Raw genomic sequence first — 26,450 nt, forward strand, 5'->3', positions numbered from 1 at the left:
CCCGCAACGGCTGTTTCCTACTTCCACGGCCTGCGTCGGAAGTTAATCCCGGAATTTTTAATCAGCGGCGACCTTTTGAACAGCCTTTTCAGGGTCGTTCTTTCCTCGTCTGTGAGCCGCTTGTATTTCAGCTGGAACGCCTTACAGAAGATTTCCAGAAATTCCTGTACCCTATCGCCGGTGGATTGCATGGCCTTTCGGACTTCCTTTATCAGCTCATCGGCAGGCGTAGTATCCGGCGTACTTTCCATGTCGTTTTCATGGGCTTTGCGTATATCGTGAAGGATAGCGTCCCATGTTTTATGTGTCACATGGCAGAAAAAATCTTCTTCCTCTATCTGACCGGCTTCCAGAATTTTCAGGGAACGGTCTGCGGCGGCTTCGGGATGTTCTTCCAGTATCATTGCCCGGACAGCAGCCAGCGCACTGTTGATGTCATGGAACCGCATGGTAGCCATTCCATCCACATAGATTTCTGCGTCAGCCATCAGTTCCGCAAATTTTTCGTGGGACATCATCTCGCACAGCAGCCGGGTATTGATTCGTCCGCTTTTCAAAAGCGCTACGGCTTCATCGGTCAAATGCAATTCAGACAGCGGGGTGTTGATCTGCTCCCGGTTTTCTGTCCGGCAAAACAGATAGTCAATGGACACCTGATAAAAGTCTGCCAGTGTGATAAGGTTGCCGTGATTGATTTCTTTATTCCCGTTTTCTTCATTTTCATAGCTGGCCAAAGCAGATTTTGAAATGCCGGTCTTTTCCGCCAATTCTTCCAGCTTTAAGCCCTTTTCCACCCGTAAATCTTTCAAGCGTTCCTGCAACGAAACACGGTCTTTCATCGGTTTGCCACTCCCTTCCCATGTGGTTTTCAAGTCTATATGAGCATTATACCATACCGTTCCGAAATCGTGGAAATTTTCGATTTTGGGGCGGTATTCCTATTTTCTGGACATACGGGAAGGGGGTCAAAAATGAGCTATGATTAAGTCAGTTCATCGATGGATTATTCCAATCGAACGACCGGCCTGATGGGATATGCTCCCCGGCGATGTAGCGCAACGACCTGCGGCAAGGAGTTGGAGGAACCTTGACCGCAGCGAGCGTACCAACGGGAACAAAACGCCGCTGTGAGATTCAGGGGCAGGAACGACATCAGGGAAACCCGGCAGAACTGACACCAAAACGCTACCCAAACACGACAAATCGGAAGGGCGTAGTCTGCCCTGTCCGTGATACTATGGGGCTTTTCAAAGCGGCTCTATGGCCGTATTTTCCTTGAAAATCGCCCCGAAACATGACACCAAAAACCGCTATCCGTCCATCTCTACCGTTGCGGCTGAAATGGGCGGATTTTCTATGATAGGAGGCACCATGCCGAGAATGAGCAAGAAACGGAAGTTGGAGCTTTCCTTCTTCCTCAATGACCGGGGGCGTGTGGCCTACAACGACCTGTGCCGGAAGTGTCAGCATGAGTGCAAACAGAGCTTCCGGGCTGTCGTGATCGACTGTCCCCATTATCTGTCCAAACGAGCCAAGCGAAAGGAGAAACCCGACTAAATGGAATTTGAATTTATGACCGCAGACACCGTTCTGCCGCCCTGTATGCCACTACCCACCGCCATGCTGCGGCTGCCGGTCAGCAGTACCGCAAAGGTCATGTATGCCCGCCTGCTGGACGCCACTCTTGCGGAAGGTGCGGAGGATACCAACGGGATACTGTTTGTCCGTTTCCCCATTGTGGAGCTGGCAGCGGCCTTGTCCCGCTGCTCCGTGACCGTCAAGCGTTCCTTGAAAGAATTGGAGGACGCCGGACTGATCCTACGGGTGCGCCGGGGTGTGGGAGAACCGAACCATTTACACGCTGCTCCCCAAAAAGGAGGGCTGCCGTGATGAATGAAAAGCTGGAAAAGCTCAACCGTGAGCTTGCCCAAAGCGAAGCCAGACTGCGACGGGCGCAGCACGAAGAAAAGATACTGGTACGCCAGATAAAACAACTTACCCGAAAGGAACGGACGCACCGGCTCTGTACCAGAGGGGCTATGCTGGAAAGTTTCCTGATAAGGCCGGAAGTGCTGACGGACGATGATGTGATGGACATTCTGAAACTGGTATTTTCCCAAAGTGGCATGAAAGAAGCTGTTGCGGAAAGCGTGAAACGGAGGGTAGCCGGGGAACCCCTTACGGAGTAAGGGCGCAACTATACACCGGTCGAGCCGGTGCGTTGCGCCCTGCCGGGGGCGTCCTGCGGACAGCGGAGGATTTTCCGCAGCGTTCCCGCTTCTGCCAATCCTCACAGGGGAAGCTACACTTCCCCTACGCTGGCTTACGCCAGCTACCCCTTTGTGGACTTGCCGCCCGGAAACACCTTGCGCTGCAAGCTGTTCCCGTCCAGCAAGTTTAGCAAAAAGGCGGCTATACTTTTCCGAATGAGTGAAGTATAATAAAGACAGCGACAAATTGGAATTTTGGGGGAGAAGTAAGATGTGTAAAATATTGTTAGTCAGACCGTCTAAACAATATGCAGACCAAGTTATGTCATATAAAGAAGAAATGTCACAAAATGGAGATAGTTTTGACGGTTGTGCTGGTCTTGAAAATGTACAATCATTTGAGGAATGGATTGATTTTGAAGCAAGATTAAAAGCAAAATATAAGGACGGATATGTTCCATCAGAAGTGTTTTTGGCTATACGAAAAAAAGATAACTATGTTATTGGCATGATTGATTTTCGACACCCATTATCCGACTTTCTCTTTAATTTTGGTGGTAATATCGGATATAGTGTTCGTCCATCGGAACGGCAGAAAGGTTATGCGTCCGAAATGTTAAGATTGATTTTACCTATCTGTCATGAGTTTGGGGAAAGCAAAGTTTTACTAACATGTGATAAAAAGAATGAAGCATCACAAAAAACGATTGTAAGAAATGGTGGCGTGTTGGAAAAAGAAATCCCTGATACAGTAGGACTTAGTGAAAGTGGAATTATCCAACGATACTGGATTTCAATATAGACTCTCTTTCATCAAATCCAGTTTATCGAGCTATCCATCATCGGGCCACATTGACCCGAACTTTCAAAACTGAATACCAGCCGCCCACCGGCGGCACCACCGAGCAGGAAATCAGAAACGGTTTCCTGCTTTTTCTTTGCCCGGACGCCGGGAGAAAGGAGGTCACACCCCATCATGCCACCATGCCCGCACTTTGACTTGAGAATTGTCCAGCGGAGCAAGCGCCAGTCTGCTGTCGCTGCCGCCGCCTACCAAAGCGGGGAACGGCTGTTTTCTGAGTACGACCAGAAGCAGAAATACTATTCCCATAAAAGCGAAATCGTCCACACGGAAATCATGCTGCCGCCCCATGCCCCGCCGGAGTACGCAGACCGCAACACCTTGTGGAACGCCGCCGAAGCCATCGAAAAACAATGGAACTCCCAGCTTGCCCGGAGATTGGTGCTTGCCATACCGAGGGATATTCCCCGGTCACAGCACGCCGACCTGATCCGGGACTACTGCCGGGAGTTTTTTGTTTCCAAAGGCATGATAGCCGACTTTGCCATCCATGACAAGGGGGACGGGAACCCCCACGCCCACATTCTCTTTACCATGCGGGGGATGGACGAACAGGGCAAATGGCTCCCCAAGAGCAGGAAGGTTTATGACCTTGACGAGAACGGAGAACGTATCCGGCTCCCGTCCGGGAACTGGAAAAGCCACAAGGAGGACACCGTGGACTGGAACGACCAGAAGTACGGGGAAATCTGGCGGCAGGCATGGGAGGACACGGCAAACCGCTATCTGGAAGCCGTCGGCAGTCCGGAACGGCTGAACCTGAAATCCTATGAGCGGCAGGGAATTGATAAAATCCCCACCGTCCACATGGGGCCTGCGGTCAGCTATCTGGAAAAGAAAGGCATACAGACCAACATCGGCAACCTGAACCGGGACATTAAAGCAGCCAATTCCCTTATGCAGTCTATCCGGCAGATGGTACGCAGCCTGAAGGACTGGCTGTCCGACCTGAAGGAGAAAAAGGCGGCGCTGCTGGAAACGCTGGAACAGGCGAAGGAGCCGACCATCCCGGAACTGCTTTCCCGGTATCTGGATAAGCGGAGCGAGGAACGCACCGGCTGGATTTCCAAGGGGAAATTAAAAGGAACCGTTGGCGATTTCAACAAGGTCATGGAAGCCCTTGCCTTCCTGCGGCAGAAAGAGATTTCCACCGTGGAGAGCCTTGACGCCTATCTGGACGAAACCAGCGCACAGGCCGTTTCCATCCGTGAGGAAATCCGGCCGATGGAAAAACGTGTGAAAGAGATTGACCGGCTGCTTTTCCACATCGGGAACTTTGAAGCAAACAAGCCGGTTCATGCGAAATATGCCGCTATCCGATGGACGAAGCCGAAAGAGAAATTCGCCGCCGAGCATAAGGAGGAACTGGACGCCTACAACGCCGCCCTGCGGTATTTTAAGGTTCATTTGGACGGGACAAAGTACAGCGCCAAGAAGCTGGCCGAGGAACAGGCGCAGCTTTCGGAGTATATCACTTCCAAGAAGGAAGCGTTGACCGGAGTACAGGAGGATGTGAAGATTTTGCGGGATGTGCGTCACTGGCTCAATCAGGTTTTGCCGTCCGAGCAGTACCGGCAGACAGCCGAGCCGGGAAAGAAGCCATCCATCCAGGGCAACTTGAAAGGCCGGGAGCAGCGTATCCGGGAGGAACAGGCCGAGAAGCGCAACCAGCCCCACACCCAGAGAAAACAGGATATGGAACTTTAACCCATCAGGCGCTTGCCATTTTCATCGTGAGAATGACAGGCGCTTTTTTCATTTCAGGAGGAAATGCTTATTGAATGTATTTGAAGCCGTGAAGCAGTCTGTTACCACCCGGCAGGCTGCGGAGCGTTACGGAATCCGGGTAGGAAGGAACGGGATGTGCGTCTGCCCCTTCCATGAGGATAAGAACCCCAGCATGAAGGTTGACCGCCGGTTCCACTGTTTCGGCTGTCAGGCGGACGGGGATGTGATTGACTTTGTTTCCCGGCTGGAAAACGTCAGTCCCAAAAAAGCCGCCCTCATGCTGGCAAAGGACTTCTCCATCCCCTACGAGGGCAGGGAGCCGCCCGGCAGGAACCACCACCGGCGGCAACCCCGGCAGGAAAGCCCGGAGCAACAATTCAGGCGCATGGAGCGTTACTGCTTCCGGGTACTGTCCGACTATCACAATCTGCTGCGCCGCTGGAAACGGGACTACGCCCCCAAGACGCCGGACGAGGATTTCCACCCGCTTTTCGTGGAAGCCTTGCAGCGCATGAGCCATGTGGAATATCTGCTGGATGTGCTGCTGTTCTCCGATATGGAGGAACGTGCCGCCCTGATTGCCAGCTATGGAAAGGAAGTGAGAAGCCTTGAGCGAAGAATGGCAGACATTGCCGCCAGAGATACGGCAGGCCGTGACAGACACCATCGAAGCCGCACCCCCGCCCCGGAGCGTTGAGGAAGTCAAGACTATGTTAGAAGGCACCGAGAAGGGCGGCGTGAGAAACAGTATTCAAAACTGCCTGACCGTGTTCCAGCACGACCCCGTCCTTTCCGGGGCGGTTGCCAAGAACCTGTTGACCGAGCGCATTGACCTGTTAAAGCCCATCGGCAGGAAGAACCGAACCGGCGGCAGGGCGATGACCGACACGGACATGAAATATATCCGGCTGTATCTGGAAAACACCTACGGCCTGACAAGCGAGAAAAAGATAGCGGACGCCGTCGCCCTTGCCGCAGACGCCAACAGATACCACCCCATCCGGGATTACCTGAACGGCCTTGTCTGGGACGGAACCGAGCGAATCCGCTTCTGCGTGCGGCACTTTCTGGGAGCCGACACGGACGGGTACACCTATGAAGCCCTGCGGCTGTTCCTGCTGGGAGCCATCCACCGGGCGTTCTGCCCCGGCTGTAAGTTTGAGGTCATGCTTTGCCTAGTAGGCGGGCAGGGAGCCGGGAAGTCCACCTTCTTCCGGTTGCTGGCAGTCAAAGACGAGTGGTTCTCCGATGATTTGCGGAAGCTGGACGATGAAAACGTGTACCGTAAGCTACAAGGCCACTGGATAATCGAAATGTCGGAGATGATTGCCACCGCCAACGCCAAGAGCATTGAAGAAATCAAATCTTTCCTAAGCCGCCAGAAGGAGGTCTACAAGATACCGTATGAAACCCACCCAGAGGACAGGCCCCGGCAATGCGTGTTCGGCGGGACTTCCAACGCCCCGGATTTCCTGCCCCTTGACCGCACTGGGAACCGGCGTTTCCTGCCGGTCATGGTAAACCCAGAACAGGCCGAGGTACACATCCTTGACGATGAAGCCGCTTCCAGAGCCTATATCGGGCAGCTATGGGCGGAAGCCATGACGATATACAAAGGCGGCGATTTTAAGCTGTCTTTCAGCCCCGAAATGGTACGCTATCTCAAAGAACACCAGCGGGATTTCATGCCGGAGGACACCAAGGCTGGGATGATACAGGCGTACCTTGACCGCTACACCGGCAGCGCCGTGTGTTCCAAGCAGCTTTTCCGGGAAGCCTTAAACCGCCCTTTTGACGAGCCGAAGCAATGGGAAATCCGGGAAATCAACGAAATCATGCACCAGTGCGTGACCGGCTGGAAGTATTTCTCCAATCCCCGGATGTTTGAGGGCTACGGCAGGCAGAAGGGCTGGGAACGGGACCCCCCGACAACGGACACTGGCAACGGGCAGGAAAAAAACCCGGACGGATTTATGCCGGTTCCCGAACAGATGGAACTTCCCTTCTGAAAAATCCGGGGAAAATGCAGCCGGTTGCCGACCCCGTTGCTATCCCGTTGCCGAGCCGGTTGCCGGGGAAAACCCCGTGACTGCGGGCTTTTCTCCCCTCTGACAACCAAAGCAACAGAAAAATAAAAGAAAAAGTAATAAATAACCCAACCGCCAGACAGAGATTGTTTTAAAGGTTTTTTGAAGCCCGTTGCCGGACTTCGTTGCCGACCCTCTCCTGTCTGGCTATTTTCATGTATGGAGGTAAATGCCTATGGCAAAAAGCAAAACAGAAATCCATGTCACAACGGTATTTGACGGCGAACTGGACGCTACGGACGTTTTCGTAAGCCTGATTGCACAGAGATACAGCCAGAGAAACGGCAAAGAATATCTTGCGAAAAAGCAAGAATTAGAGTATAATAAAGACAAGGTTCAGAGTGACCGTGTTCCGTCTGGATTGTGCGGGTAAACGGTTATGATGAACGGATTTGAAGATACAGGCATGGACGCAGTGCTGGCAGGCAGCTTCCGGGCAGCCATCTATTGCAGGCTTTCCAAGGACGATGACCTTGACGGGGAGAGCGCCAGCATTGCAAACCAGCGGGATATGCTGGAAACCTACTGCGAAAAGCAGGGATGGGAGGTTGTCGCAATCTATCAGGATGATGGCTATACGGGGCTGAACATGGAGCGCCCCGACCTGAAACGGATGTTGAAAGCCATCGAGTGCAGGCAGATAAACCTTGTGATTACGAAAGACCTTTCCCGACTGGGGAGGAACTACTTGCAGACTGGCTTCTTGATTGAAGATTTCTTCCCCCGCCACGGCGTCCGCTATATCGCCATGAATGACGGTATCGACACCATGCGGGACAACAACGACATTGCGCCGTTCAAGAACATCCTCAACGAGATGTACAGCAAGGACATTTCCAAGAAAGTCCATTCCTCTTATGTGCTGAAAGCGCAGAAAGGACAGTTTACCGGCTGCCTTGCCCCCTTCGGCTACAAGAAAGACCCGGAGGACAAAAACCACCTGCTGATTGACGAGGAAACGGCCCCCATTGTCCGGCTCCTGTTTGCGTGGGCGCTGGAAGGACACGGCCCCAACTACATCCGGCGCAGGCTGGAAGAACAGAAAATCCCCTGCCCCACCTACTGGAACCGGGTACGGGGGCTGCGGAACGTGTCAACCAAGTGGGAAAAGAAAGACCCGGTAAACGGGCGGTATATGTGGGACTTTACCGTGATTAAGGACATCCTGCTGAATCCCGTCTACACCGGCGCTATCGCTTCCCAGAAAAAGGAGTACCGCTTCAAAATCGGCACCATCGGGGAGCGGAAGCCGGAGGACTGGATTGTTGTGGAGGGCCAGCACAAGCCGCTTGTTGACCGCAAGACCTTTGACATCGTGGGGAGCAAGCTGAAATCCCGGCAGCGCCCCAGACAGTCCGGGGAATACAGCCTGTTTGCTGGGCTTATCAAATGCGGCGAGTGCGGGAAGTCGCTGACTATACGCTACACCAACGATAAGCACCCGAAGCAGATTTATTCCTGTAAGACCTACAACGCTTTCGGCAAGCAGCACTGTACCCAGCACCGGGTAGAATACGACACCCTGTATTCCCTTGTGCTGAACAAAATTCGGGAGTGCGCCAGAGCCGCCCTGATGGACGGAGAAGCCGTTGCCGGGAAACTGACCGACACCTGCGAAGCCGAGCAGAAAGGCCAGCGGGAAGCGCTGGAGCGTTCCCTTTCCAAAGACGAGGGACGCATTGACGTTCTGGAAAAGATGGTTCTGCGGCTGTATGAGGACATGGTTGCCGGACGTATCAGCGAAGCGAACTTCAATCTGCTGATGGAAAAGACGCAGACGGAACAGGCGGAACTGAAAGCGAAGGTTGTGGAAGGCCGGAAGAAGCTGGCCGATGAAATCCAGCTTGCGTGCGATGCCCGCCAGTGGGTAGAAGCCATTCAGGAATACGCCGACATCACGGAACTGGACGCCGCCACCCTAAACCGCCTGATTAAAGAAATCGTTGTCCATGAACACATCGACAGCGAAAAGACAAGACACATTTCTATTGAAATTCATTTCAATCTCAAACCCATCCCGGAAGTAGAGCAGGTCACGGCCTGACCTGCCCCCGCCGGGGCGGTTCTTAACAACTCCATAGATATTTCTTGACACGCCGCCGCCCGCCATCGAGCCGGTTTCCTACACCTATTTGGGTATGAAACAGGTTATTCCCGGCGCTTCTATATCCGCATCTACAATCAGCAGTTTTTTCGTACTTTTCAAATCCTTGAGCGCAGACCAGGCTTTTACAAATGCCAATAGGGACAATGTTCGTCCAACGCCCCCCTTATAGGAATGAAAGGCAATGACAGGCACTCCCGGCAGCTCCTTTTCTATCAATTCACTGTAATATGACGATTGCTGGTATAATACCTTTCTAAAAAGCGAAGAACATCTCTGCTCTCCGCTTCTGATCCATTCATATTTTAATCCGCCTTCAGTTCTTTCCAAAGCTCATTCATCAAATCATTGCTCTCCGGCTCCAACTGCTGGGTCACCTCACAGTTGTCCGTCGCGTCCTCTGCGGGAACCAGCGCCTCATCCGCCCGTTCCTCGTCTGAAAGGCTTTCCACCACCGCGTCATTGGGCGTGGAGTAATAGATATACTCAAAGTTCTTCTTTGCGATATCCTCCCTGCAGAGGAAATCCAGGAACTTCTGCGCCGCTTCCAGGTCATCGCAGTGTTTGGTAACCGCCCAGGCATCCAGCCATACATTGGAGCCTTCCTTGGGGATCACATATGCCAGATTCTCATTGTACTGGTGTCCAAGGTAGGCTTCTCCGGAATACACCACCGCCATCACGGCGTTGCCTGCCACCACTTCGTCCCGGGCCTCATCCACCAGATACGCCTGCACGTCCGGCTTCTGTTTGAGGAGCAGCTCCTGGGCCTTTCGGATCTCATTTTCGTCGTTGGTGTTCAGAGAATACCCCAGATACTTCAATGCCGCCATATATGTGTCCCGCATGCTGTTCTGCATGATGACCTCGCCGGCGTAGTCCCCGTTGAACAAAACCTCCCAGCTGTCCACAGGCGCCTTCACCCTGGTCGTGTCATAGAGAATCCCCAGCGTTCCCCAGAAATAAGGCACCGTGTACGCATTTTCCGGGTCAAATGCAGCTGCAAGCTCCCAGTATTTGTCACCGATATTCCCCCCGTTTTCCAGGGCGCTCCGGTCAATCTTCTGAAACTCGCCTTCCTCGATAAATCTTTGAAGCATATAGTCTGTGGAACAGAGCAGGTCGTACTCGATCGCCCCGGATTTGTACTTGGTATACATCTCCTCCGGCGTCAGGGATTCCTCATATTTGATCTCAATTCCGGTCTCCTCGGTAAACAAATCCAGCACATCCGGATCCATATACTCTCCATAGCTGAACACCGTCAGACTCCCCTTTTCTCCCCCTTTGCTTCCGCAGCCTGTCGCCCCCAGCATAGAGCAGGCCAGCACGCCTGCCAGCAGAACGCTGATCACTCTCTTTTTCATCTCTCATATCCTTTCTATGAATAAAAATTTGTTTGATAACATACAAGAAAACCTGCCGCTGGCAGCTTTTCTGCATACGATGATATTCAAAACACCGCGGGGTCAAATTTCATACCCCGGTTTCTGCACCTGGGCTTTCTTTCCCGGCCAGTAATTGGCTGCCAGCAGTATCACAAAAACAAATACAAAAATCATCGTGGACAGCGCATACATCTCCGGCTTGATCCCTTTTCGGATCTCCCCGTAGATCATGGTAGACAGCGTATTGACCCCCGCCCCCTTGGTAAAATACGTGATCACGAAGTCGTCCATGGACATGGTAAACGCCATGAAAAAGCCGGCCACGATCCCGCTGGCAAGCTGCGGAAGGATCACCCTGAAAAAGGCATACACCGCATTTGCCCCCAGATCCCTCGCGGCCTCATACAGGCTCACATTCATCTGCCGGATCTTCGGCATGACGCTTAGGATCACATAGGGGATATTAAACGTAATATGCGCAATCAGCACGCTGCCAAAGCCCAGCGGGATAAAGTGTACAAACCAGAGCATCAGCGCGATCCCGGTCACAATATCCGCGTTCAGAAGCGGGATGTTGGTACAGATCATCATGATCTGATAGTTTTTCTGCCGCATGGCATGGATACCCAGAGCGCCCAGCACCCCAATCACCGTGGCGGCCAGCGCCGAAGCCGTAGCCAGAACCAGGGTTGTCACCAGGGCTTCCATGATCTGTCCGTTGGAAAATAATTTTCCGTACCACTGCAGGGTAAAGCCGCCCCAGGTCACCCGGGACCGGGAATTATTGAAGGACAGCATGACCAGCACCAGAATCGGCGCATACAAAAATAAAATGATCAGGCCGATATAGAACCGGCTCAGTACACGTTTCAGCTTCTCTACCATATCGCCGACCCCTTTCCTTCCACGTCATTTTTGGTCGTAAATGCCATACTGATCAGGACAAAGATCATCAGGGAAACCGACAGCCCTGACCCCAGGTTCCAGTTGGAGCTCTTTGTAAATTCCTGCTCGATGATATTTCCGATCAACTGCAGCTTGCCGCCGCCCAAAATATCCGAGATTACAAATGAGGTCATGGAAGGTACGAATACCATCACGATCCCGCTCAGAAGCCCGGGTATGGACAGCGGAAAAATGATCTTCCGAAACACGGTAAAACCGCTGGCCCCCAGATCCCGCGCCGCTTCGATGATATCCTCGTCAATCTCCGCCACCGCGTTGAAGATCGGCAGCACCATATAGGGAAGGTAGTCATATACCACCCCGATCATAATGGCCGTCCCTGTATTGGCCAGGGGCAGAGCTTCCAGCCCCAGCCTTGTCAGCAGGAAATTGAGGATTCCGTTATTGGACAGAATCATCTGCCAGGCCAGAATCCGCAGGATAAAATTCATCCACATCGGAAGGATCAGGATGAACATGGTAAACCCCTGCCTTCCCATTCCCAGATGCCGCAGAGCCAGCACAAGGGGATAGGACAAAAGAATGCAGATCAGGGTACATCCGACCGCGATCTCCAGGGAAAAGACCATTGCCTTCAAATGAATCGGATCGAAAGTGGCAACGATATTTTCCAGGGAAAAACCGCCTTCCCGGCTGGTCAGCGCATATTTAAAAATCACCCCCAGAGGGATCACGGTAAAACCGATGACCCACAGGATGTACGGGGAGGACAGCCATGTCCGCCTGTTCACGGATTTTGCACGATTCATGATCTTATCAAACCTCCTGGTTCATGTTTTGCACGGTTCAGAGCCTATCCCCACACATGCGCAGCATCGGCAGGCCGCCCTGCCGGCGGTCTTTTCGCATGTAAGCGAAGGAGCTGTGAATCGTAACACTGATATATGCTAAAGGACTGCCTATGCGTCTTCCCGCACAACCTCCGCATCCTCGGAATGGGGCTTGTGCATGATCTGGATATTGTCCGGCAGGATCGTCATTCCCACCACGGTGCCGATCTGCGCCGGGTTGACGCTCTGTACGATCCAGTCGTAGTGCCCGACGCGGACCTTGATCTCGTAGTAAGCACCTTTGAATATAATGGAAACGACCATCCCTTTGAGATACCCGTCCTCTTCCTTTACAATCACCAGATCCTCCGGGCGGATGACCACATCCACCAGTTCGTCCTTCGCAAATCCGGTGTCCACACAGGGAATCGGGACATTCTGGATCTGAACCAGACAGTCCTCCTTCATAATCCCGTCTATGATATTGCTGTCTCCGATAAAATCTGCCACAAACGCGTTCTGCGGTTCATCGTAAATGCTTTTGGAGGTTCCCATCTGCTGGATAATCCCTTTGTTCATGACGACGATACGGTCCGACATGGTCAGTGCCTCCTCCTGGTCGTGCGTCACATAGACAAAGGTAATCCCCACCTCCTGCTTGATCTTGATCAGTTCCCTCTGCATGCCGTGGCGGAGCTTTAAATCCAGCGCCCCCAGGGGCTCATCCAGAAGCAGTATCTCCGGCTCATTGACAATGGCGCGGGCGATGGCCACACGCTGCTGCTGCCCGCCGCTTAAAGAATCGGGCTTCCTTGTCTCATAACCGTCCATGTTCACCAGCTTTAGGGCATAGCGGATCTTATCCTTGATATACTGCTGGCTCTTTTTCTTAAGCTTCAATCCGAATGCTATATTTTCCGCCACATCCATATGCGGAAACAGGGAATATTTTTGAAAAACCGTGTTCACGTTCCGTTTGTCCGGAGAAAGGCCGGTGATATCCTTTCCCTCGAATAAAACGCGCCCTTCATCCGGCTTCTCAAAGCCGCCGATGATACGCAGGGTCGTGGACTTCCCGCATCCAGAAGGCCCCAGAAGCGTGATAAATTCATTTCGCCCGATTTCCAGATCCAGATGGTTTAATATCTGTTTTCCATCAAATGATTTGCTGACAGAATCCAGCTCTAATATCACATCCTTCATATATTTCCTCCTTAAAAGCTTGGGGGGCTGCTGATCCATAGAATGGATGAAACCTTTTTACAAGCTGAGCTTATCCTATGTTTTCTGTTTGCCGGAAAGATAAAGGAATCTCCTTTTTTCACCGTATACTTTTCATCTCCATAGTGTACCTGGATCTTGCCGTCCAGCACATAGCCGAACTCCTCCCCCTCATGGGGTTTGTCAGCCGGCATGGACTGCCCCGGCTGGAGGCGCACCAGGATCGGCTCTAAGCTCCTGCTCTGGGCCGTTGCGATCAGCCAGGTGATGCTGTTGCCGTCCTCGTCTTCCTTTTCAAAATAATCCTCTTTTGGAAATACGATCTGCAGGTCATCCTCGTCGTGGAAAAAATCAGAAAGATTGGTTCCCAGACATTCCACGATATCCAGAAGGGTGGATACCGAAGGCGCTGTCAGCCCCCGCTCAAGCTGGGAGATAAACCCCTTCGTCAATTCCGTCCGGTCAGCCAGCTCTTCCTGGGTAAGGCCGTTCTGGTTTCGTAGATTACGGATCTTCATGCCGATCTGTTCTTCAATGCTCATAGTCTCTGACTTCCTTTTTTATCGCGTCTGATAGAACTTACACATTTAGAGTTACTAAACTTTTTATTTACCATAATCAATTATACATATACTAAGTCAAAAGTCAACTAATATTTTCAATAAAATCGTCTGGAACAGCAGTAAAATAGAAAAGGAGTCGTTTGCAAGTTCACTTGTAAACGACTCCTTTTCTATTTTGCTATTGGGCGGGACGCCCATGAACCTCAGACAGGAGCTGCAGTAGCAGCGGATAGGCTGCGCAGCAGACGGGTCTGAGGTCTGCTGTTCCACCTCTGCTGTCAGCGGGACGCCCATGAACCTCAGACAGGAGCTGCGGTAGCAGCGGATAGGCTGCGCAGCAGACGGGTCTGAGGTCTGCTGTTCCCCTTTGCTGTCAGCAGGACGCTTCTAAGCCGCCCCTCCCTTTACACCTGGAAGCACCCGCCCCCAATAAATTCTCTTAACAGGGATTTTGCCGGCACAAAGTCGCTCTCAATCCCCACGAAATAATCAAAGAACTTCAGCAGCCGCTTCGCCTCCGCATATTCCGCACTGTCCTTCTCCACGCCGAACAGCCGCGGCTCTACGTACTGCTTGAGCACCGCCAGTTCATAGAGCAGCGAGGAATTGAACATCACATCCGCTTCCTCCTGATACGGAAAGATATTCTTCTCTTCCCCCCTTCTCACCGATCTCCACATGGCGATGGTCTTCTGGGCGGAATTTCCCCGGGTTCTCGCATCCCGCACGATCCGGCGGATCAGCCGTCCGTCGGTGGACGGAATCCGGTTGTGCTCATCTACATTGAGCTGGGTCAGTGCGCTGATATAGATTTTAAACTTATTGGCGTCGTCCAGCATTTCTGTCAGCTTCGGATTCAGGCAGTGGATGCCCTCAATGACCAGGATATCATTCTCCCCAAGCTTCTTCGGCTTCGTGGAGCGGTTCTGCTTTCCGGATTTGAAGTCAAACACCGGAAGATACACTTCCTCGCCCCTTAACAATGCCTGCATGTTCTCGTTAAACAGATCCACGTCAATGGCTTCCAGGCATTCAAAATCGTACTCCCCATTGGCATCCCGGGGCGTTTTTTCCCGATCCACAAAGAAATTGTCCACCGCAATCGGATGCGGCACCAGCCCGTTTACACGAAGCTGAATAGACAGCCGGTGGGAAAATGTAGTCTTTCCCGAAGAAGAAGGCCCGGCGATCAGAACAAATTTTACATCCGGCCGCTCTGCAACCATCTTCGCAATCTCCGCAATCTTCCGCTCCTGATGGGCCTCCTGGACAAGGACCATTTCCTGCATATTGCCCTTTGTCACCGCGTCGTTGAGCATCCCCACCGTGTCGATGCCCTGCTGATCCCCCCAGGCAACGGATTCACGGAGCACCTGGAACAGCTTTCTGTGAGGCTCAAAAGGCGGCACCTCATCGGGCTGGTTCATGGTAGGCATCTGGATCACAAACCCGTCCTCATAGAGATGGAGGGCAAAATATTTCAGATATCCGGTATCCGGAACCATATATCCGTAAAAATAATCCTCAAAATTTTTGATGCTGTAGATATTGACCCTGGATACCCTGCGGTATTCAAAGAGATGCTCTTTATCATACATCTTATGCCTGCGGAACAGGTCGATGGCCTCGTTGGTATGTACGGAACGCTTCTGAATCGGAACCTGCTCCGCCGACAATTCCCGCATCCTTGCATCCACCTTTTCCAGAAATGCTTCGTCCACTGTCACATTTCCTTCCACCGTGCAGTAGTACCCCTTGCTCACGGAAAAATGAATCCTCACCCGCTCCACATTGTCGTACCCGCCCACATTATGTACCGCCTTCACAAGCAGCAGACACATACTCCGCTTGTACGTCTCGAGTCCGATATGATGCGCCGTCGTGATAAATCCCAGCTCGCAGTCCTTTTTCAGCTTCTTGCCAAGCTCCTGGAGCTGATACTTGTTGACATATACCAGAACAATGGGATGAGGGTACAGATGCTGAAATTCCTCCGCAATCTCCCGGTATGTCGTGCCCTCCGCGTACTGTCTGGTTTCTTCCCCGATTGTTACCGTATACATTTTTTCATCCATAGATCCAATCCCTGCCTTTCATCAGTCTTTTGAGTCGCCATACGCCTGTAGATCCAGGAAAACTGTCCGGATGCCCGGCTGGATGCTCCAGGGAGCCTCCAGCCTGCTCATTCATCCGCAAAGCTATTGTACCGAAAAGGGATGCGCTTTCAAAGCGGTCCTGACCTCCACCCCGTCCAGCCTTGTTTCCAGAAACTGCTTCATGTCCTCTATAAAAATATATTCCGTCCCGTAGTGTCCCGCGTCGATCACCGCCAGCCCCTGCTCCCATGCGTCCAGCCCGTCATGATGGCCGATGTCCCCTGTCACAAGCACATCCGCGCCCTTTCTTACGGCGGGGGCAACGGCGCTTTTTCCTGAACCCGGGGAAACGGCAAGACATTGCACCTCCCTGTCCAGATCCCCGTACACCTTCACCGTATCCAGCGCAAGACATTTTTTTACATACCGGCAGCATTCCTTAAGTGTCATGCTCCCTTCCAGCATCCCGATGCGCCCGATGCCTTCCTCTCTCCCGTCAATCTCCCCGGTCACATCCAGCACCCGGGCATCCCCAAGGCCCAGGATGCGCTCCGCGAGACCTGCCATTCCCAGCACATCATAATTGGTATGCATGGCGTAATAGGAAATGTCGCTCTGGATCAGTTCCAGAATCCTGCGGCTTATAAAATCGCCGTCGGTGACGCTTTTCAGAGGAGAAAAGATCAGCGGATGATGGGTGATCAGCATGTCCGCCTGACTGTCCTTCGCCGCCTGAATCACCTCTTTGGTGGCGTCCAGCGCCAGATAGATCCGCTTCACTTCCTTATTGCTCCTTCCGGCCTGCAGTCCCACATTGTCAAAACTCAGCGCCGCTTCCTTCGGATACACCGTCTCGATGATCTCCATGATCTCTTTACACTGCATAATGCTTCAGTCCTTTCCGGATATACTCCAGTTCTTCTTCCAGTTCCCTCTTGCGCCCTGTGATCCGCTCCCCGGACTGCCCCAAAAGCCCGTCAAGGATCTGCAGCCGGATCGCTTCTTCGCGGAGCAGATATTCCCTGAGAACCGGATGCCGCATTTCCAGAAGCAGTTTTCCGTATCTGACTTCCGTTTCGTCCCACACATCCGGCGTTTCCGGCTTCCCGCATCCTGGTTCCCGGTTGTCCTCTGCATCTTTCTTTTCAGGTTGAATCCCCTGCCTGACCGGTTCCTTCCGATTCTCCCCGTCTTTTCCCGGACCGCCGAAGCTTCCGTCATGGGGCGGCACGACCTTCATCATGGGATAATATTTTCCGTCCTCCTTGACCAGCTCCTCCCGGAGAAACAAAAAACCTTCCTCTAAAAGAAAGGCCCTGACTTTTGCGGTCTCAGACTGGGGCTGAAGAACCAGCTCCCGCAGAGAACCCACGGTCTTTGGATATGCTTTCAAAATCCGAAGCATCAGCGGCCCCCCCATCCCTGCGATTACGGCGGTATCCGCCTCCCCTGGTTCCAGCTTTTCAAGGCCGTCCGACAGGCGCAGCTCAATCCTGCCCTCCATACCGCTCTCTTTTACATGCTCTTCTGCCTTCTTTAAAGGTCCCTCGTTGACATCCATGGCAATGGCCGAGTCCGACCGCCCTTCCTGTACGAGAAAAATCGGGATATAGGCATGGTCGGTGCCTATATCCGCAATCCGGTGCCCGGCAGTCACAAGGGAAGCGACCGCCTGCAGCCTGCCTGATAATTCCATCTGTCTGTCCTCTTTCATCTGCTGCCCGCAGATCTGCCGCATATACTCCGGCGATCTCCGGCTGCGGCAGCCGTGCCTCATCAATCCAGATAATCCCGCAGCTTCCTGCTTCTGCTGGGATGGCGGAGCTTTCTTAAAGCTTTCGCCTCGATCTGGCGGATTCGTTCTCTGGTGACGTCAAACTCCTTGCCTACCTCTTCCAGCGTCCTGGCACGCCCGTCATTCATACCGAACCGCAGGCGGAGCACCTTCTGCTCCCTGTCAGTCAGCGTATCCAGCACCTCGTCAAGCTGCTCCTTCAACAGGGTCTGGGCCGCGGCTTCCGCCGGAACCGGCACGTTGTCGTCCTGAATAAAGTCTCCCAGATGGCTGTCTTCCTCTTCCCCGATGGGGGTCTCTAAAGACACCGGCTCCTGGGAAATCTTTAAGATCTCACGGACACGGTCCACAGGCATGTCCAGTTCCTTGGCAATCTCCTCCGGGGTGGGTTCACGCCCCAGCTCCTGCAGAAGCTGTCTGGACACACGGATCAGTTTATTGATGGTCTCCACCATATGGACCGGAATCCGAATCGTCCTTGCCTGATCCGCGATGGCCCTTGTGATGGCCTGGCGAATCCACCATGTAGCGTAAGTACTGAACTTATATCCTTTGTGATAATCGAATTTTTCCACCGCCTTGATCAGTCCCAGATTGCCCTCCTGGATCAGATCCAAAAACAGCATCCCGCGGCCTACATATCTCTTGGCAATGCTCACCACCAGCCGCAGGTTTGCCTCCGCCAGCTCCTTCTTGGCGTCCTCATCCCCGTCCTCCATCCGCTGGGCGAGCTCGATCTCGCGCTCGGCGCTCAAGAGAGGAACCTTTCCGATCTCCTTTAGATACATGCGCACAGGATCTTCGATGCTCACTCCATCGGGAACAGACAGGTCAATATTCTCAACATCCACGTCCTCTTCTTCCGACAGGATCACATCCATGTCAATGTCCACATCATCATCGCTGCCGCTGATCCTGAGCACATCGATATTGTTGGATTCCAGGTACTCAAACACCTTGTCCATCTGTTCTGCATTGAGCTCCATGTCACGGAAAAAGTCGTTGATTTCCTGGATCTCCAGGATGCTTTTCTTTTTCTTGCCGAGAGCAACCAGGTCTCTTAAACGCTCCAAAAATTTCTGTGTGTTCTCTTCCATGTGTCCTTCCTTCCTCTGCCCGCAAGCGCCAGGCTATCTTGTTATATTTTATCCTTATTCTAAAGAAATATGCAGTTTCTCCAGTTCCCCGAGCTGTCTTTTTTCTTCCATCAGGTGCTGCAGGCCGGCCATATCCGTCGGGTCCAGGTTTTTCATCCGCACGTCGATGCTGTTGGACTTCACCCGCAGAAGGGAATCCTTGATGGCCCGTACCTTTTCCTCCGGTGTGGACAGCCTTCTGATCCTGGTGTTGAACAGCGCCGCCGCCTCCCGGTGTTCCTCTTCCTCTGTAAAATGGTTGATGATCTTCGCGGGGTTCAGTTCGCCGGCCTCATACTGGGCGTACAAAAGCCCGGCCACCGTCCGGTACTGCTGCCCGGTAAAATCCTCGGGCCTGATATGGCGGCTGATGAGGCCGAACAGGTTCCGGTCATCGATCATCCATGTGAGAAGCACCTTCTGGGCGGTCAGGCTGCCGTCCTCCTTCTTAAGGGGCTTCCCCTCCGCCGTCCTGGGACGCTCTGCCGGCCTGGCCATCCCTTCCTGTACAGCCATCTTAGACACCAGCTTTTTGAGACTCCCTTCACTGACGCGGTAGGCTTTTGCAATGGCTTCTATGTAATTATTCCGCTCCAGCTCGTCCCGGAAATCCAGCAGCCGTCTTGCCGTCTCCTGGAAAAAGGCCGTCTTGCCCTCCGGGGAATCCATATGATACTCCCTCTCCAGAGTCTCCAGTGTGAACATGAATCCGTTTTTTGCCTCAGCAATCCGCTTCTCAAACTCCTCCGCGCCCAGATTCTTGATAAATTCATCCGGGTCTTTATAGGGATCCATCCGGATGACCTTTGCGGATATCCCCGCCTCTTTCAGAATCGGTACCGCCCTCAGCGCGGCCTTAGTGCCCGCCCCGTCGCTGTCGTATGTCAGATAGACTTCCTGCACATAGCGCCGGATCAGGGCGGCATGGCCCGAGGTCAACGCGGTTCCCAGAGAAGCCACGGCCTGGGTAAAACCGGCCTGGTGCATTGCGATCACGTCCATATACCCCTCGCACAGCAGAAAATACGGCTTCCTGGACGACCTTGCCCGGTTCAGCCCGTACAGATTCCGGCTCTTGTCAAACACAGGGGTCTCCGGGGAATTTAGATACTTGGGCTTCGCGTCTCCCATGACGCGGCCCCCGAATCCGATCACCCGGCTGTTCACATCCATAATCGGGAACATGACCCTGTTCCAAAACTTGTCGTAGACGCCGTGCTTTTCGTCCGTACTGATCAGCCCCGCCTGGCGGATCATATCCTCCTGGTATCCTTTGGACTTGAGATACTTGTACAGGTCGTCACTGTACTTGTTGGAATACCCCAGCCCGAAGGCCCGGATCGTCTCGTCCGACAGACAGCGTTCCCTCAGATATGTATAGCCGGCCTTCCCCCGCTCGGATTTCAGCTGCACATAAAAATACTGCGCCGCCGCCTTATTGATCTCCAGAAGCCTGGCCTTTAAGCCGGCCCGCTCTTTTGCCTCCTTCGAATACTCCGCCTTGGGAAGCTCCACACCGGAGCGCTCTGCCAGATATTCCACAGCTTCGACAAATGTAAAATTCTCATATTCCATCAGAAATGTAAATACGTTCCCTCCGGCGCCGCAGCCAAAGCAGTAATACATCTGCTTCTGCCTGCTGACTGAAAAAGACGGAGATTTTTCATTATGAAACGGACAAAGCCCAAAATAGGAGCTGCCCTTTTTCTGCAGCTTCACATATCCGGAAATCACATCCACGATGTCATTCTTCATCCGCACTTCTTCGATCACATCTTCCGAATAATACATCCTGACCTCCCAAAAAAAGTTCCCTATATGTTATATATTCGACAAAACTTTTTGATTTCCTTTTTTATGAAGCAAAAAGTATACGGCTTATTTTGTCCATGCCTCCGGGATGAAATATTCTCCGTATTTTTTCACCGCGTAGTTGTCTGTCATTCCGGCAATATAATCACAGACCACCTGCTCCCGGCAGTTCCCGGGCAGGTCAATGGAGTGTAAAAACTGCTCCGGCATCAGTTCTGGATACCGGAAATAATACTCATAAAGACGGCGGATCAGTTCCACCGCCTTATCCTCCTCCCCCTTTGCTTTCGGGTTCAGATACACATGGGAAAACATAAATCTGCGCAGGTCCTTCATCGCCTGCTCCACTTCCTCGGACATGGTAATCTTTGGTTTGTCCATGCTGTGTACGATCACATCGTGAACCATGGTATCCAGCCTGCGCTTGCCGGAGGCGCCCAGAGTATTCCGGATCTCCTTTGGAATCTCTTCCTCCGTCAGGATACCCCCGCGTATGGCATCGTCAATGTCATGGTTGATATAGGCGATCTTGTCTGACAGCCGAAGCACCTGCCCCTCCAATGTATGGGGCCTGCCCGCCGTCTTGTGGTTCAGGATGCCGTCCCGCACCTCCCAGGTCAGGTTCAGCCCCTTTCCCTGTCTCTCGATGCATTCCACCACGCGGACGCTCTGCTCGTTATGTGCAAAATGAAACACCGAATCCAGCGCCCTCTCCCCCGCATGGCCGAAGGGCGTATGCCCCAGGTCATGGCCCAGGGCAATGGCTTCTACCAGATCTTCATTGAGCCGGAGCGCCTTCGCAATGGTGCGCGCATTCTGGGATACCTCCAGCGTATGCGTCAGCCGGGTACGATAGTGGTCGCTTTTTGGCTGTAAAAACACCTGGGTCTTCTGCTTTAAGCGCCGAAACGCCTTGCAGTGGAGTATCCGGTCCCGGTCCCGCTGGAACACCGGGCGGATGTCGCACTCCTGCTCCGCCCTCTCCCGCCCTTTTGACTCCCTGCTGAATGACGCGTAGGGGCTGAGGTACTCCAGTTCCCTCTCTTCCAGTTTTTCTCTGATCGTCATAACGTCCTTCCCCGCATTTGCAGCGATCTGCTTTGTCCTACGGCCTTGAGCAGCGTTTTTCCAGGGCGTTTACCACGGTTTCCAGCACTTTGATCCTGGCATAATATTTACAGTTGCCTTCCACCACGATCCACGGTGCATAATCCGTGGAAGTCCGAAGCAGCATCTCGTTGACCGCATCCTCATATTGATCCCATTTTTCCCGGTTGCGCCAGTCCTCGTCCGTGATCTTCCACTGCTTTTCCGGATTTTCCTGCCGCGCCTTGAAACGCCGCTCCTGCTCGTCCTTATCAATCTGCATCCAGAATTTCACGACCACCGCGCCTGCGTCCGCCCAGTCCTTTTCCATATCGTTGATCTCTTTGTAAGCCCTCTGCCATTCCTGCCTGGTGCAGAAGCCCTCGATCCGCTCGACCATCACCCGCCCGTACCAGGTCCTGTCAAAGATCGCTATATGCCCGTCCTTGGGAACCGCGCGCCAGAACCGCCAGAGATAATGGTGGGCTTTTTCGATGTCGTTGGGGGATGCCGTAGGATTCACTACAAATCCTCTCGGATCCATCTTTTCCGTCAGTCGTTTGATGGCGCCGCCCTTGCCGCCGGCGTCCCATCCTTCAAATCCCAGTATCACCGGAATCCTCCTGCGGTACAGCTCTGAGTGCAGGATCTCCATTTTTTTCTGAAGCTTTTTCAGCCGTTTTTTATATTCTTCTTTTGTATAGCTAAGGGTCAGATCCGCTTTGGTCAGCACCGACTCCTGAAGGTCGCTTACATTTCTTGCCGCTTCCTCGGCAGCCGCCGCGGCCCGGACGGTTTCATCCATCGGCAGGACTGCTTTAAGGGCTTCTGCCTCTGCTTTTTCATGGCTCACCTTCTCAACCTGCCGGGCAAGGGCCCTGATCACGGCCGAATAGATCTTGACCTCCGCATATCTTTTATCCATGGCTTCCACAATCATCCAGGGGGCGTAGTCCGTGTCCGTCCTCTGCAGCATTTCCTCCATGATGGCCTGGTAATCGTCATAGCGTTGGTTTCTCTCCAGGTCGCCTTTGCTCACCCTCCAGGCGGTCTCCTTGTTTTCCAGGAGCTTTTGAAACCGCTTTTTCTGTTCCTTTTTGCTGATATCCAGAAACAGCTTGATGAGCACGCAGCCATCATCCGTCAGTTGTTTTTCAAAAGAGCAGATGGAATGATAGGCATCCGAAAGCTCCCCTTTTTTCGTCCGTTTCTCGAACCGGTCGATCAGAACCCTTCTGTACCAGCTTCCGTCAAAGACAGCGATCCGCCCTTTTGCAGGCGTCTTGGTCCAGAACCTCCACAGGAAGGGATGCATCTTTTCTTCCTCCGATTCCCGCTGGATCGCGTGAACCTCAAACCCCCGCGGGTCAAGGCTCTGGATCAGCCTGCCGATCTGCACGCCCTTGCCTGCGGCGCCGAAGCCTTCAAACACGACCATGACCGGAATATTCAGGCTCTTGCACTGTCTCTGCAGCTCGCCCAGCCTGCTTTCCAGGACCGGCATCTTTTCCTTATATTCTTCTTTTGTCATCTTTTTGGACAAATCGACTTTTTCCAGCATATACTTTCCTCCTGTATCATAATGTAGCGCCCCCTCACCGACGGTTCGGCGGCATGTCGTTGGAAGGCATTAAAAAAATGCTGCACATTTGCCTTCCTCCTCAGCAATATTTTCTGACGATTTCATGCATGGTATTCCACTTTTTTTCCATGTCTTCCACCAGTTTGAACTGTGTCCTGGCGCGGTCTAAGTTCTGTCCTTCTCTGTGGATCTTAAAATAAATGTCCCCTTCCAGATAATCCGCCAGGAAACGAATCCCGCACTCGAAGGTCATCACCTTCGCTCCCATGGGGAGCATCTCCAGTTCCTTCGGCGTAAGACTGCCTCCGCAGCCTTCGATGAAGCCCTTTGTATATGTCTCAAACAATCCCATATCACACTGCACCTTGTCCAGGTCCCTCTCATCTTCCGCCGCGGTGCTGGCTCCGAAGCGGATGGAATCCCCGAAGTCATTCACCGCAAGCCCGGGCATCACCGTATCCAGGTCGATCACGCAGATCCCCGTTCCGGTGGCGTCGTCGATCATGATATTGTTCAGCTTCGTGTCATTGTGGGTCACCCGCAGTGGCATCTCTTTCCTTGCCAGCATCTCCCCGAGCACCCCTGTGATGTCCTCGTGTGCAAACGCAAAGTCGATCTCCCGTTTCACCGATTCCGCCCTTTTGCAGACATCCGCCTCCACAGCGCGCCGAAATGCCGCAAACCTTGACTTTGTATCGTGAAATCCTGGGATGGTCTCATGCAGGGTGTCCGCCGGATAATCTGCCAGCATTCTCTGGAAATTGCCGAAGGAATACGCGCTCTGATAAAAGTCTTCCGGCTTTTCCACCTGGTCATAGCAGGAGGCCCCGGTGATGAACTGATATGCCCGCCAGTATTCGCCTTCCGAGTCGATAAAGTAGGCTTTTCCGTCCAGGGCAGGCACCAGGTTCAGCGTCTCCCTGTCCGGATCTCCGCCCTTCTCAATGATCCGCTTCCGGAGGTAGGTCGTCACATTCATGATATTTTCCATCAATTCCACGGGCCTGGTGAAGATCTGGCGGTTCATATGCTGCAGTATCTTTTTGTTTGTGCCCTGCCCGGGCTCTTCAAACACAAGCAGGTATGTATCGTTGATGTGCCCGCTCCCGTAAGTCCCCTCAGAAATCAGCTTCCCGCTGAAACAAAAATTTTCAAGGGCCTCTTTTTTTCCTTTATCGTTCTCTTTTCTCATCAGACCTGTTCCTCCCATAAATTGTCCGGATAAAAGCCGTCCTCTTTCAGTTTTTTCATCGCCGCAACCACCACCGGCTTATCTTCTTTGTAGGTCACGCCGTACCACTTATCCGCAGACGAAAGCACTGCAACAGATGCCTTGCCTTGCTCCAGCAGCCCGCTGACTACACTTGGAAGAAAATATTCGCATTTCAGCGGATTCTCTTTTAACCCCTTCTCCAGAAAGGCCGGAAAGCCTGCCCGGATCTCCTCCAGGATGCTTCTGGTAAATCCCCACATATTCATGGATACCAGTGTTTTTCCCGGGATCGGCTCCCAGGTCTGTCCTCCGTCCTCCGTAAAGGCAATGCCGCCGTCTCTTTTTTCGATCCGGGTCCTTTCCACAACGGCTTCGAGTTCCCCTGCACTGCTGACCTGGCAGATCCCGCGTGCCACATGCCCGTTGTCCGTCACCGTATTCTGCAGTTCATAGCCGACCATGGTATAGCGGTACTTCTCATCGTCCGCATGGGAGGAAAGATAATCGTAGATCTTCTGGAACGCGTCTCTTCCATAATAATCATCTGCATTGATCACCGCAAACGGCCCGTCGATCTCCCCGATGGCGCTCAGCACCGCATGGGCCGTTCCCCACGGCTTGGCACGCCCCTCTGGTACGCTGAATCCCTCCGGAATATCCGAAATCCTCTGAAATGCATAGGACGTCTCCATATACTGCTCCGCCCGGCTTCCGATTGCTTCACGAAACTCCTTTTCATTTTCTTCCTTGATGATAAACACAACCTTCTCAAAGCCTGCGCGTCTTGCATCATAGATGGAAAAATCCATAATGATATGCCCCTGGCCGTCCACCGGATCGATCTGCTTCAATCCGCCGTAACGGCTTCCCATTCCCGCTGCCATGATCACTAATATCGGCTTCTTCATCGCTTTTCCCCCAATTCTTTTTTTGTCCTTTCCTCTTTGTTACTGCCCCTGAAACAGACGCAGGGGCGTTTTTTGTCTATGTTACTATTCTAACAAAAACCCTCCCCATAATCAAACAATAATTCGCAAAAATGCACAAAAAAATAACGTCCGGCCATGCTCTTCTCTATACCTGGCCGAATCGTTATCCGTAATTCGGTTTTGGCAGATCCCCATCTCCAAAAACCGTACCTTTTATTCTCTTTTTTCCCGCTTCATGTTCAGGAACCTTTCCCTCAGCCGCTGGCCGCTCTCCAATTCTTCTGTCAGGTTGAAGATCAATTCCTGATTTTTGCGGTTCAGCTGCTCGTACCTCCTGCAGAGGTTGTAGTTCCTCTCCTGGATCTCATCAAATTCTACCCTGCTTTCCTCCCCTCTTCGTGAATCTGAACGATAAAGAATATAATCAATCGACACATCAAAATAATTGGCCAGAGACATTAAAATATCTGCCGCAAGTGCATTATCTCCGTTTTCAATACGGCTGACCGTCTGCTGTGAAATATTGATTCTGCCTGCAAGTTCCTCCTGACGCAATCTTCTCTCCTTGCGCAGTTCTTTTACCCGATTTCGCACCATAACTTAAATCCTCCATATTACTCATTTTTATTTTAACGAATATCTTTTCTTATGCTACCCGAATATAATGTAGGATATTACTTTTATACAGAGTTTTCCCGTTATGGCAAAAAAGCAAAATAAATCAAGCCTAAAAATGCAAAATATTAAAAAAAACATGTTGACATTTTTTGCAGATAATAGTATGATATGTCTTGTGGTTCGAAGCGTACCACAAATGCGGAAGTGTCGGAACTGGCAGACGAGCAAGACTAAGGATCTTGTAGCTTTCGAGCTGTGTGGGTTCAAGTCCCATCTTCCGCATC

Annotated in this window: 25 protein-coding genes, 1 tRNA gene and 1 pseudogene; 10 read left to right on the forward strand and 17 right to left on the reverse strand. The window is 52.5% G+C overall.

Annotated features, from left to right (window positions below; translation table 11 throughout):
- Positions 1-17: 17 nt before the first annotated feature.
- The gene (locus tag EBB54_RS11520; RefSeq protein ID WP_125127534.1) at positions 18-839 is read right to left on the reverse strand and encodes a helix-turn-helix domain-containing protein; all 822 of its coding nucleotides are present in this window, start codon (positions 837-839) and stop codon (positions 18-20) included.
- A gap of 532 nt (positions 840-1,371) precedes the next feature.
- Here EBB54_RS11520 and EBB54_RS11530 point away from each other — a divergent pair.
- The 9 genes and pseudogenes from EBB54_RS11530 (at position 1,372) to EBB54_RS11575 (ending at position 8,931) form a co-directional block, all read left to right on the forward strand.
- The gene (locus EBB54_RS11530; RefSeq protein WP_125127535.1) at positions 1,372-1,557 is read left to right on the forward strand and encodes a hypothetical protein; all 186 of its coding nucleotides are present in this window, start codon (positions 1,372-1,374) and stop codon (positions 1,555-1,557) included.
- A pseudogene (locus EBB54_RS11535) lies at positions 1,558-1,897 on the forward strand (DeoR family transcriptional regulator).
- Positions 1,890-2,189: a DUF3847 domain-containing protein gene (locus EBB54_RS11540; protein ID WP_170178091.1), complete on the forward strand. Its 300-nt coding sequence runs from the start codon at positions 1,890-1,892 to the stop codon at positions 2,187-2,189. The pseudogene EBB54_RS11535 and the gene EBB54_RS11540 overlap by 8 nt, the downstream one beginning before the upstream one ends.
- A gap of 241 nt (positions 2,190-2,430) precedes the next feature.
- Positions 2,431-3,012 carry a GNAT family N-acetyltransferase gene (locus EBB54_RS11550; protein WP_330554479.1) on the forward strand — a complete coding sequence of 194 codons (582 nt, stop codon included), beginning with the start codon at positions 2,431-2,433 and terminating at the stop codon, positions 3,010-3,012.
- A gap of 174 nt (positions 3,013-3,186) precedes the next feature.
- Positions 3,187-4,779 (forward strand): MobQ family relaxase, encoded by a 1,593-nt coding sequence (gene mobQ / locus EBB54_RS11555; protein WP_125127539.1) that lies wholly within the window; start codon positions 3,187-3,189, stop codon positions 4,777-4,779.
- A gap of 70 nt (positions 4,780-4,849) precedes the next feature.
- The gene (locus tag EBB54_RS11560) at positions 4,850-5,497 is read left to right on the forward strand and encodes a CHC2 zinc finger domain-containing protein (RefSeq protein ID WP_125127540.1); all 648 of its coding nucleotides are present in this window, start codon (positions 4,850-4,852) and stop codon (positions 5,495-5,497) included.
- A gap of 13 nt (positions 5,498-5,510) precedes the next feature.
- The gene (locus EBB54_RS11565; protein WP_125130735.1) at positions 5,511-6,809 is read left to right on the forward strand and encodes a virulence-associated E family protein; all 1,299 of its coding nucleotides are present in this window, start codon (positions 5,511-5,513) and stop codon (positions 6,807-6,809) included.
- A gap of 253 nt (positions 6,810-7,062) precedes the next feature.
- Positions 7,063-7,260, forward strand: a complete 198-nt coding sequence (locus EBB54_RS11570) for a hypothetical protein (RefSeq protein ID WP_125127541.1) — start codon at positions 7,063-7,065, stop codon at positions 7,258-7,260.
- Between the two features lie 6 nt (positions 7,261-7,266).
- On the forward strand, positions 7,267-8,931 hold the full coding sequence (locus tag EBB54_RS11575) for a recombinase family protein (protein ID WP_125127542.1): 1,665 nt from the start codon (positions 7,267-7,269) through the stop codon (positions 8,929-8,931).
- Between the two features lie 84 nt (positions 8,932-9,015).
- On the opposite strand, the gene EBB54_RS11580 is transcribed toward EBB54_RS11575, so the two are convergent.
- The 16 genes from EBB54_RS11580 to EBB54_RS11650 form a co-directional block, all read right to left on the reverse strand.
- A complete protein-coding gene (locus EBB54_RS11580; RefSeq protein ID WP_193554352.1) occupies positions 9,016-9,321 on the reverse strand; it encodes a P-loop NTPase family protein in 306 nt (101 codons plus the stop codon).
- A complete protein-coding gene (locus EBB54_RS31155) occupies positions 9,297-10,358 on the reverse strand; it encodes an ABC transporter substrate-binding protein (RefSeq protein ID WP_004080842.1) in 1,062 nt (353 codons plus the stop codon). Before EBB54_RS31155 ends, EBB54_RS11580 begins: the two co-directional genes overlap by 25 nt.
- 102 nt (positions 10,359-10,460) lie before the next feature.
- Positions 10,461-11,264, reverse strand: a complete 804-nt coding sequence (locus EBB54_RS31160; protein WP_243127631.1) for an ABC transporter permease — start codon at positions 11,262-11,264, stop codon at positions 10,461-10,463.
- Positions 11,258-12,094: an ABC transporter permease gene (locus EBB54_RS11590; RefSeq protein ID WP_004080856.1), complete on the reverse strand. Its 837-nt coding sequence runs from the start codon at positions 12,092-12,094 to the stop codon at positions 11,258-11,260. Before EBB54_RS11590 ends, EBB54_RS31160 begins: the two co-directional genes overlap by 7 nt.
- Positions 12,095-12,244: 150 nt before the next feature.
- Positions 12,245-13,318: an ABC transporter ATP-binding protein gene (locus EBB54_RS11595; protein WP_125127543.1), complete on the reverse strand. Its 1,074-nt coding sequence runs from the start codon at positions 13,316-13,318 to the stop codon at positions 12,245-12,247.
- Positions 13,319-13,329: 11 nt separating this feature from the next.
- The gene (locus tag EBB54_RS11600) at positions 13,330-13,878 is read right to left on the reverse strand and encodes a helix-turn-helix domain-containing protein (RefSeq protein WP_125127544.1); all 549 of its coding nucleotides are present in this window, start codon (positions 13,876-13,878) and stop codon (positions 13,330-13,332) included.
- A gap of 425 nt (positions 13,879-14,303) precedes the next feature.
- Positions 14,304-15,974 carry a nucleoside kinase gene (locus EBB54_RS11605; RefSeq protein ID WP_004080867.1) on the reverse strand — a complete coding sequence of 557 codons (1,671 nt, stop codon included), beginning with the start codon at positions 15,972-15,974 and terminating at the stop codon, positions 14,304-14,306.
- A gap of 123 nt (positions 15,975-16,097) precedes the next feature.
- Positions 16,098-16,880 (reverse strand): Nif3-like dinuclear metal center hexameric protein, encoded by a 783-nt coding sequence (locus EBB54_RS11610; RefSeq protein ID WP_125127545.1) that lies wholly within the window; start codon positions 16,878-16,880, stop codon positions 16,098-16,100.
- Positions 16,870-17,691: a tRNA (adenine(22)-N(1))-methyltransferase gene (locus EBB54_RS11615; protein ID WP_125130737.1), complete on the reverse strand. Its 822-nt coding sequence runs from the start codon at positions 17,689-17,691 to the stop codon at positions 16,870-16,872. Before EBB54_RS11615 ends, EBB54_RS11610 begins: the two co-directional genes overlap by 11 nt.
- A gap of 80 nt (positions 17,692-17,771) precedes the next feature.
- A complete protein-coding gene (gene rpoD, locus EBB54_RS11620) occupies positions 17,772-18,887 on the reverse strand; it encodes an RNA polymerase sigma factor RpoD (protein ID WP_004080872.1) in 1,116 nt (371 codons plus the stop codon).
- A 54-nt stretch (positions 18,888-18,941) separates the two neighbouring features.
- A complete protein-coding gene (dnaG, locus tag EBB54_RS11625) occupies positions 18,942-20,717 on the reverse strand; it encodes a DNA primase (protein WP_004080874.1) in 1,776 nt (591 codons plus the stop codon).
- Positions 20,718-20,804: 87 nt separating this feature from the next.
- Positions 20,805-21,806, reverse strand: a complete 1,002-nt coding sequence (locus tag EBB54_RS11630) for a deoxyguanosinetriphosphate triphosphohydrolase (RefSeq protein WP_004080875.1) — start codon at positions 21,804-21,806, stop codon at positions 20,805-20,807.
- A 37-nt stretch (positions 21,807-21,843) separates the two neighbouring features.
- Complete coding sequence (gene pap, locus EBB54_RS11635) at positions 21,844-23,385, reverse strand: polyphosphate:AMP phosphotransferase (protein ID WP_125127546.1); 1,542 nt, start codon at positions 23,383-23,385, stop codon at positions 21,844-21,846.
- 100 nt (positions 23,386-23,485) lie between these two features.
- Entirely contained in the window at positions 23,486-24,598 is a 1,113-nt protein-coding gene (locus EBB54_RS11640) for a phosphotransferase enzyme family protein (protein WP_125127547.1), read from the reverse strand.
- Entirely contained in the window at positions 24,598-25,527 is a 930-nt protein-coding gene (locus tag EBB54_RS11645) for a nucleotidyltransferase family protein (RefSeq protein WP_004080880.1), read from the reverse strand. The genes EBB54_RS11640 and EBB54_RS11645 overlap by 1 nt, the downstream gene beginning before the upstream one ends.
- 234 nt (positions 25,528-25,761) lie before the next feature.
- Positions 25,762-26,145: a helix-turn-helix domain-containing protein gene (locus EBB54_RS11650; protein WP_004080882.1), complete on the reverse strand. Its 384-nt coding sequence runs from the start codon at positions 26,143-26,145 to the stop codon at positions 25,762-25,764.
- A gap of 219 nt (positions 26,146-26,364) precedes the next feature.
- Here EBB54_RS11650 and EBB54_RS11655 point away from each other — a divergent pair.
- A tRNA-Leu gene (locus EBB54_RS11655) sits at positions 26,365-26,448 on the forward strand.
- Positions 26,449-26,450 lie beyond the last annotated feature (2 nt).

The sequence above is a fragment of the Schaedlerella arabinosiphila genome (assembly GCF_003885045.1).
GTDB lineage: Bacteria > Bacillota > Clostridia > Lachnospirales > Lachnospiraceae > Schaedlerella > Schaedlerella arabinosiphila.

What these genes read in the sequence shown, in the direction of transcription:
- EBB54_RS11520 (WP_125127534.1), bottom strand. Translation starts at nt 839, where the DNA reads ATGAAAGACCGTGTTTCGTTGCAGGAACGCTTGAAAGATTTACGGGTG.
- EBB54_RS11530 (WP_125127535.1), top strand. Translation starts at nt 1,372, where the DNA reads ATGCCGAGAATGAGCAAGAAACGGAAGTTGGAGCTTTCCTTCTTCCTC.
- EBB54_RS11540 (WP_170178091.1), top strand. Translation starts at nt 1,890, where the DNA reads ATGAATGAAAAGCTGGAAAAGCTCAACCGTGAGCTTGCCCAAAGCGAA.
- mobQ (WP_125127539.1), top strand. Translation starts at nt 3,187, where the DNA reads ATGCCACCATGCCCGCACTTTGACTTGAGAATTGTCCAGCGGAGCAAG.
- EBB54_RS11565 (WP_125130735.1), top strand. Translation starts at nt 5,511, where the DNA reads ATGTTAGAAGGCACCGAGAAGGGCGGCGTGAGAAACAGTATTCAAAAC.
- EBB54_RS11570 (WP_125127541.1), top strand. Translation starts at nt 7,063, where the DNA reads ATGGCAAAAAGCAAAACAGAAATCCATGTCACAACGGTATTTGACGGC.
- EBB54_RS11575 (WP_125127542.1), top strand. Translation starts at nt 7,267, where the DNA reads ATGATGAACGGATTTGAAGATACAGGCATGGACGCAGTGCTGGCAGGC.
- EBB54_RS31155 (WP_004080842.1), bottom strand. Translation starts at nt 10,358, where the DNA reads ATGAAAAAGAGAGTGATCAGCGTTCTGCTGGCAGGCGTGCTGGCCTGC.
- EBB54_RS31160 (WP_243127631.1), bottom strand. Translation starts at nt 11,264, where the DNA reads ATGGTAGAGAAGCTGAAACGTGTACTGAGCCGGTTCTATATCGGCCTG.
- EBB54_RS11590 (WP_004080856.1), bottom strand. Translation starts at nt 12,094, where the DNA reads ATGAATCGTGCAAAATCCGTGAACAGGCGGACATGGCTGTCCTCCCCG.
- EBB54_RS11595 (WP_125127543.1), bottom strand. Translation starts at nt 13,318, where the DNA reads ATGAAGGATGTGATATTAGAGCTGGATTCTGTCAGCAAATCATTTGAT.
- EBB54_RS11600 (WP_125127544.1), bottom strand. Translation starts at nt 13,878, where the DNA reads ATGAGCATTGAAGAACAGATCGGCATGAAGATCCGTAATCTACGAAAC.
- EBB54_RS11605 (WP_004080867.1), bottom strand. Translation starts at nt 15,974, where the DNA reads ATGGATGAAAAAATGTATACGGTAACAATCGGGGAAGAAACCAGACAG.
- EBB54_RS11610 (WP_125127545.1), bottom strand. Translation starts at nt 16,880, where the DNA reads ATGCAGTGTAAAGAGATCATGGAGATCATCGAGACGGTGTATCCGAAG.
- EBB54_RS11615 (WP_125130737.1), bottom strand. Translation starts at nt 17,691, where the DNA reads ATGGAATTATCAGGCAGGCTGCAGGCGGTCGCTTCCCTTGTGACTGCC.
- rpoD (WP_004080872.1), bottom strand. Translation starts at nt 18,887, where the DNA reads ATGGAAGAGAACACACAGAAATTTTTGGAGCGTTTAAGAGACCTGGTT.
- dnaG (WP_004080874.1), bottom strand. Translation starts at nt 20,717, where the DNA reads ATGTATTATTCGGAAGATGTGATCGAAGAAGTGCGGATGAAGAATGAC.
- EBB54_RS11630 (WP_004080875.1), bottom strand. Translation starts at nt 21,806, where the DNA reads ATGACGATCAGAGAAAAACTGGAAGAGAGGGAACTGGAGTACCTCAGC.
- pap (WP_125127546.1), bottom strand. Translation starts at nt 23,385, where the DNA reads ATGCTGGAAAAAGTCGATTTGTCCAAAAAGATGACAAAAGAAGAATAT.
- EBB54_RS11640 (WP_125127547.1), bottom strand. Translation starts at nt 24,598, where the DNA reads ATGAGAAAAGAGAACGATAAAGGAAAAAAAGAGGCCCTTGAAAATTTT.
- EBB54_RS11645 (WP_004080880.1), bottom strand. Translation starts at nt 25,527, where the DNA reads ATGAAGAAGCCGATATTAGTGATCATGGCAGCGGGAATGGGAAGCCGT.
- EBB54_RS11650 (WP_004080882.1), bottom strand. Translation starts at nt 26,145, where the DNA reads ATGGTGCGAAATCGGGTAAAAGAACTGCGCAAGGAGAGAAGATTGCGT.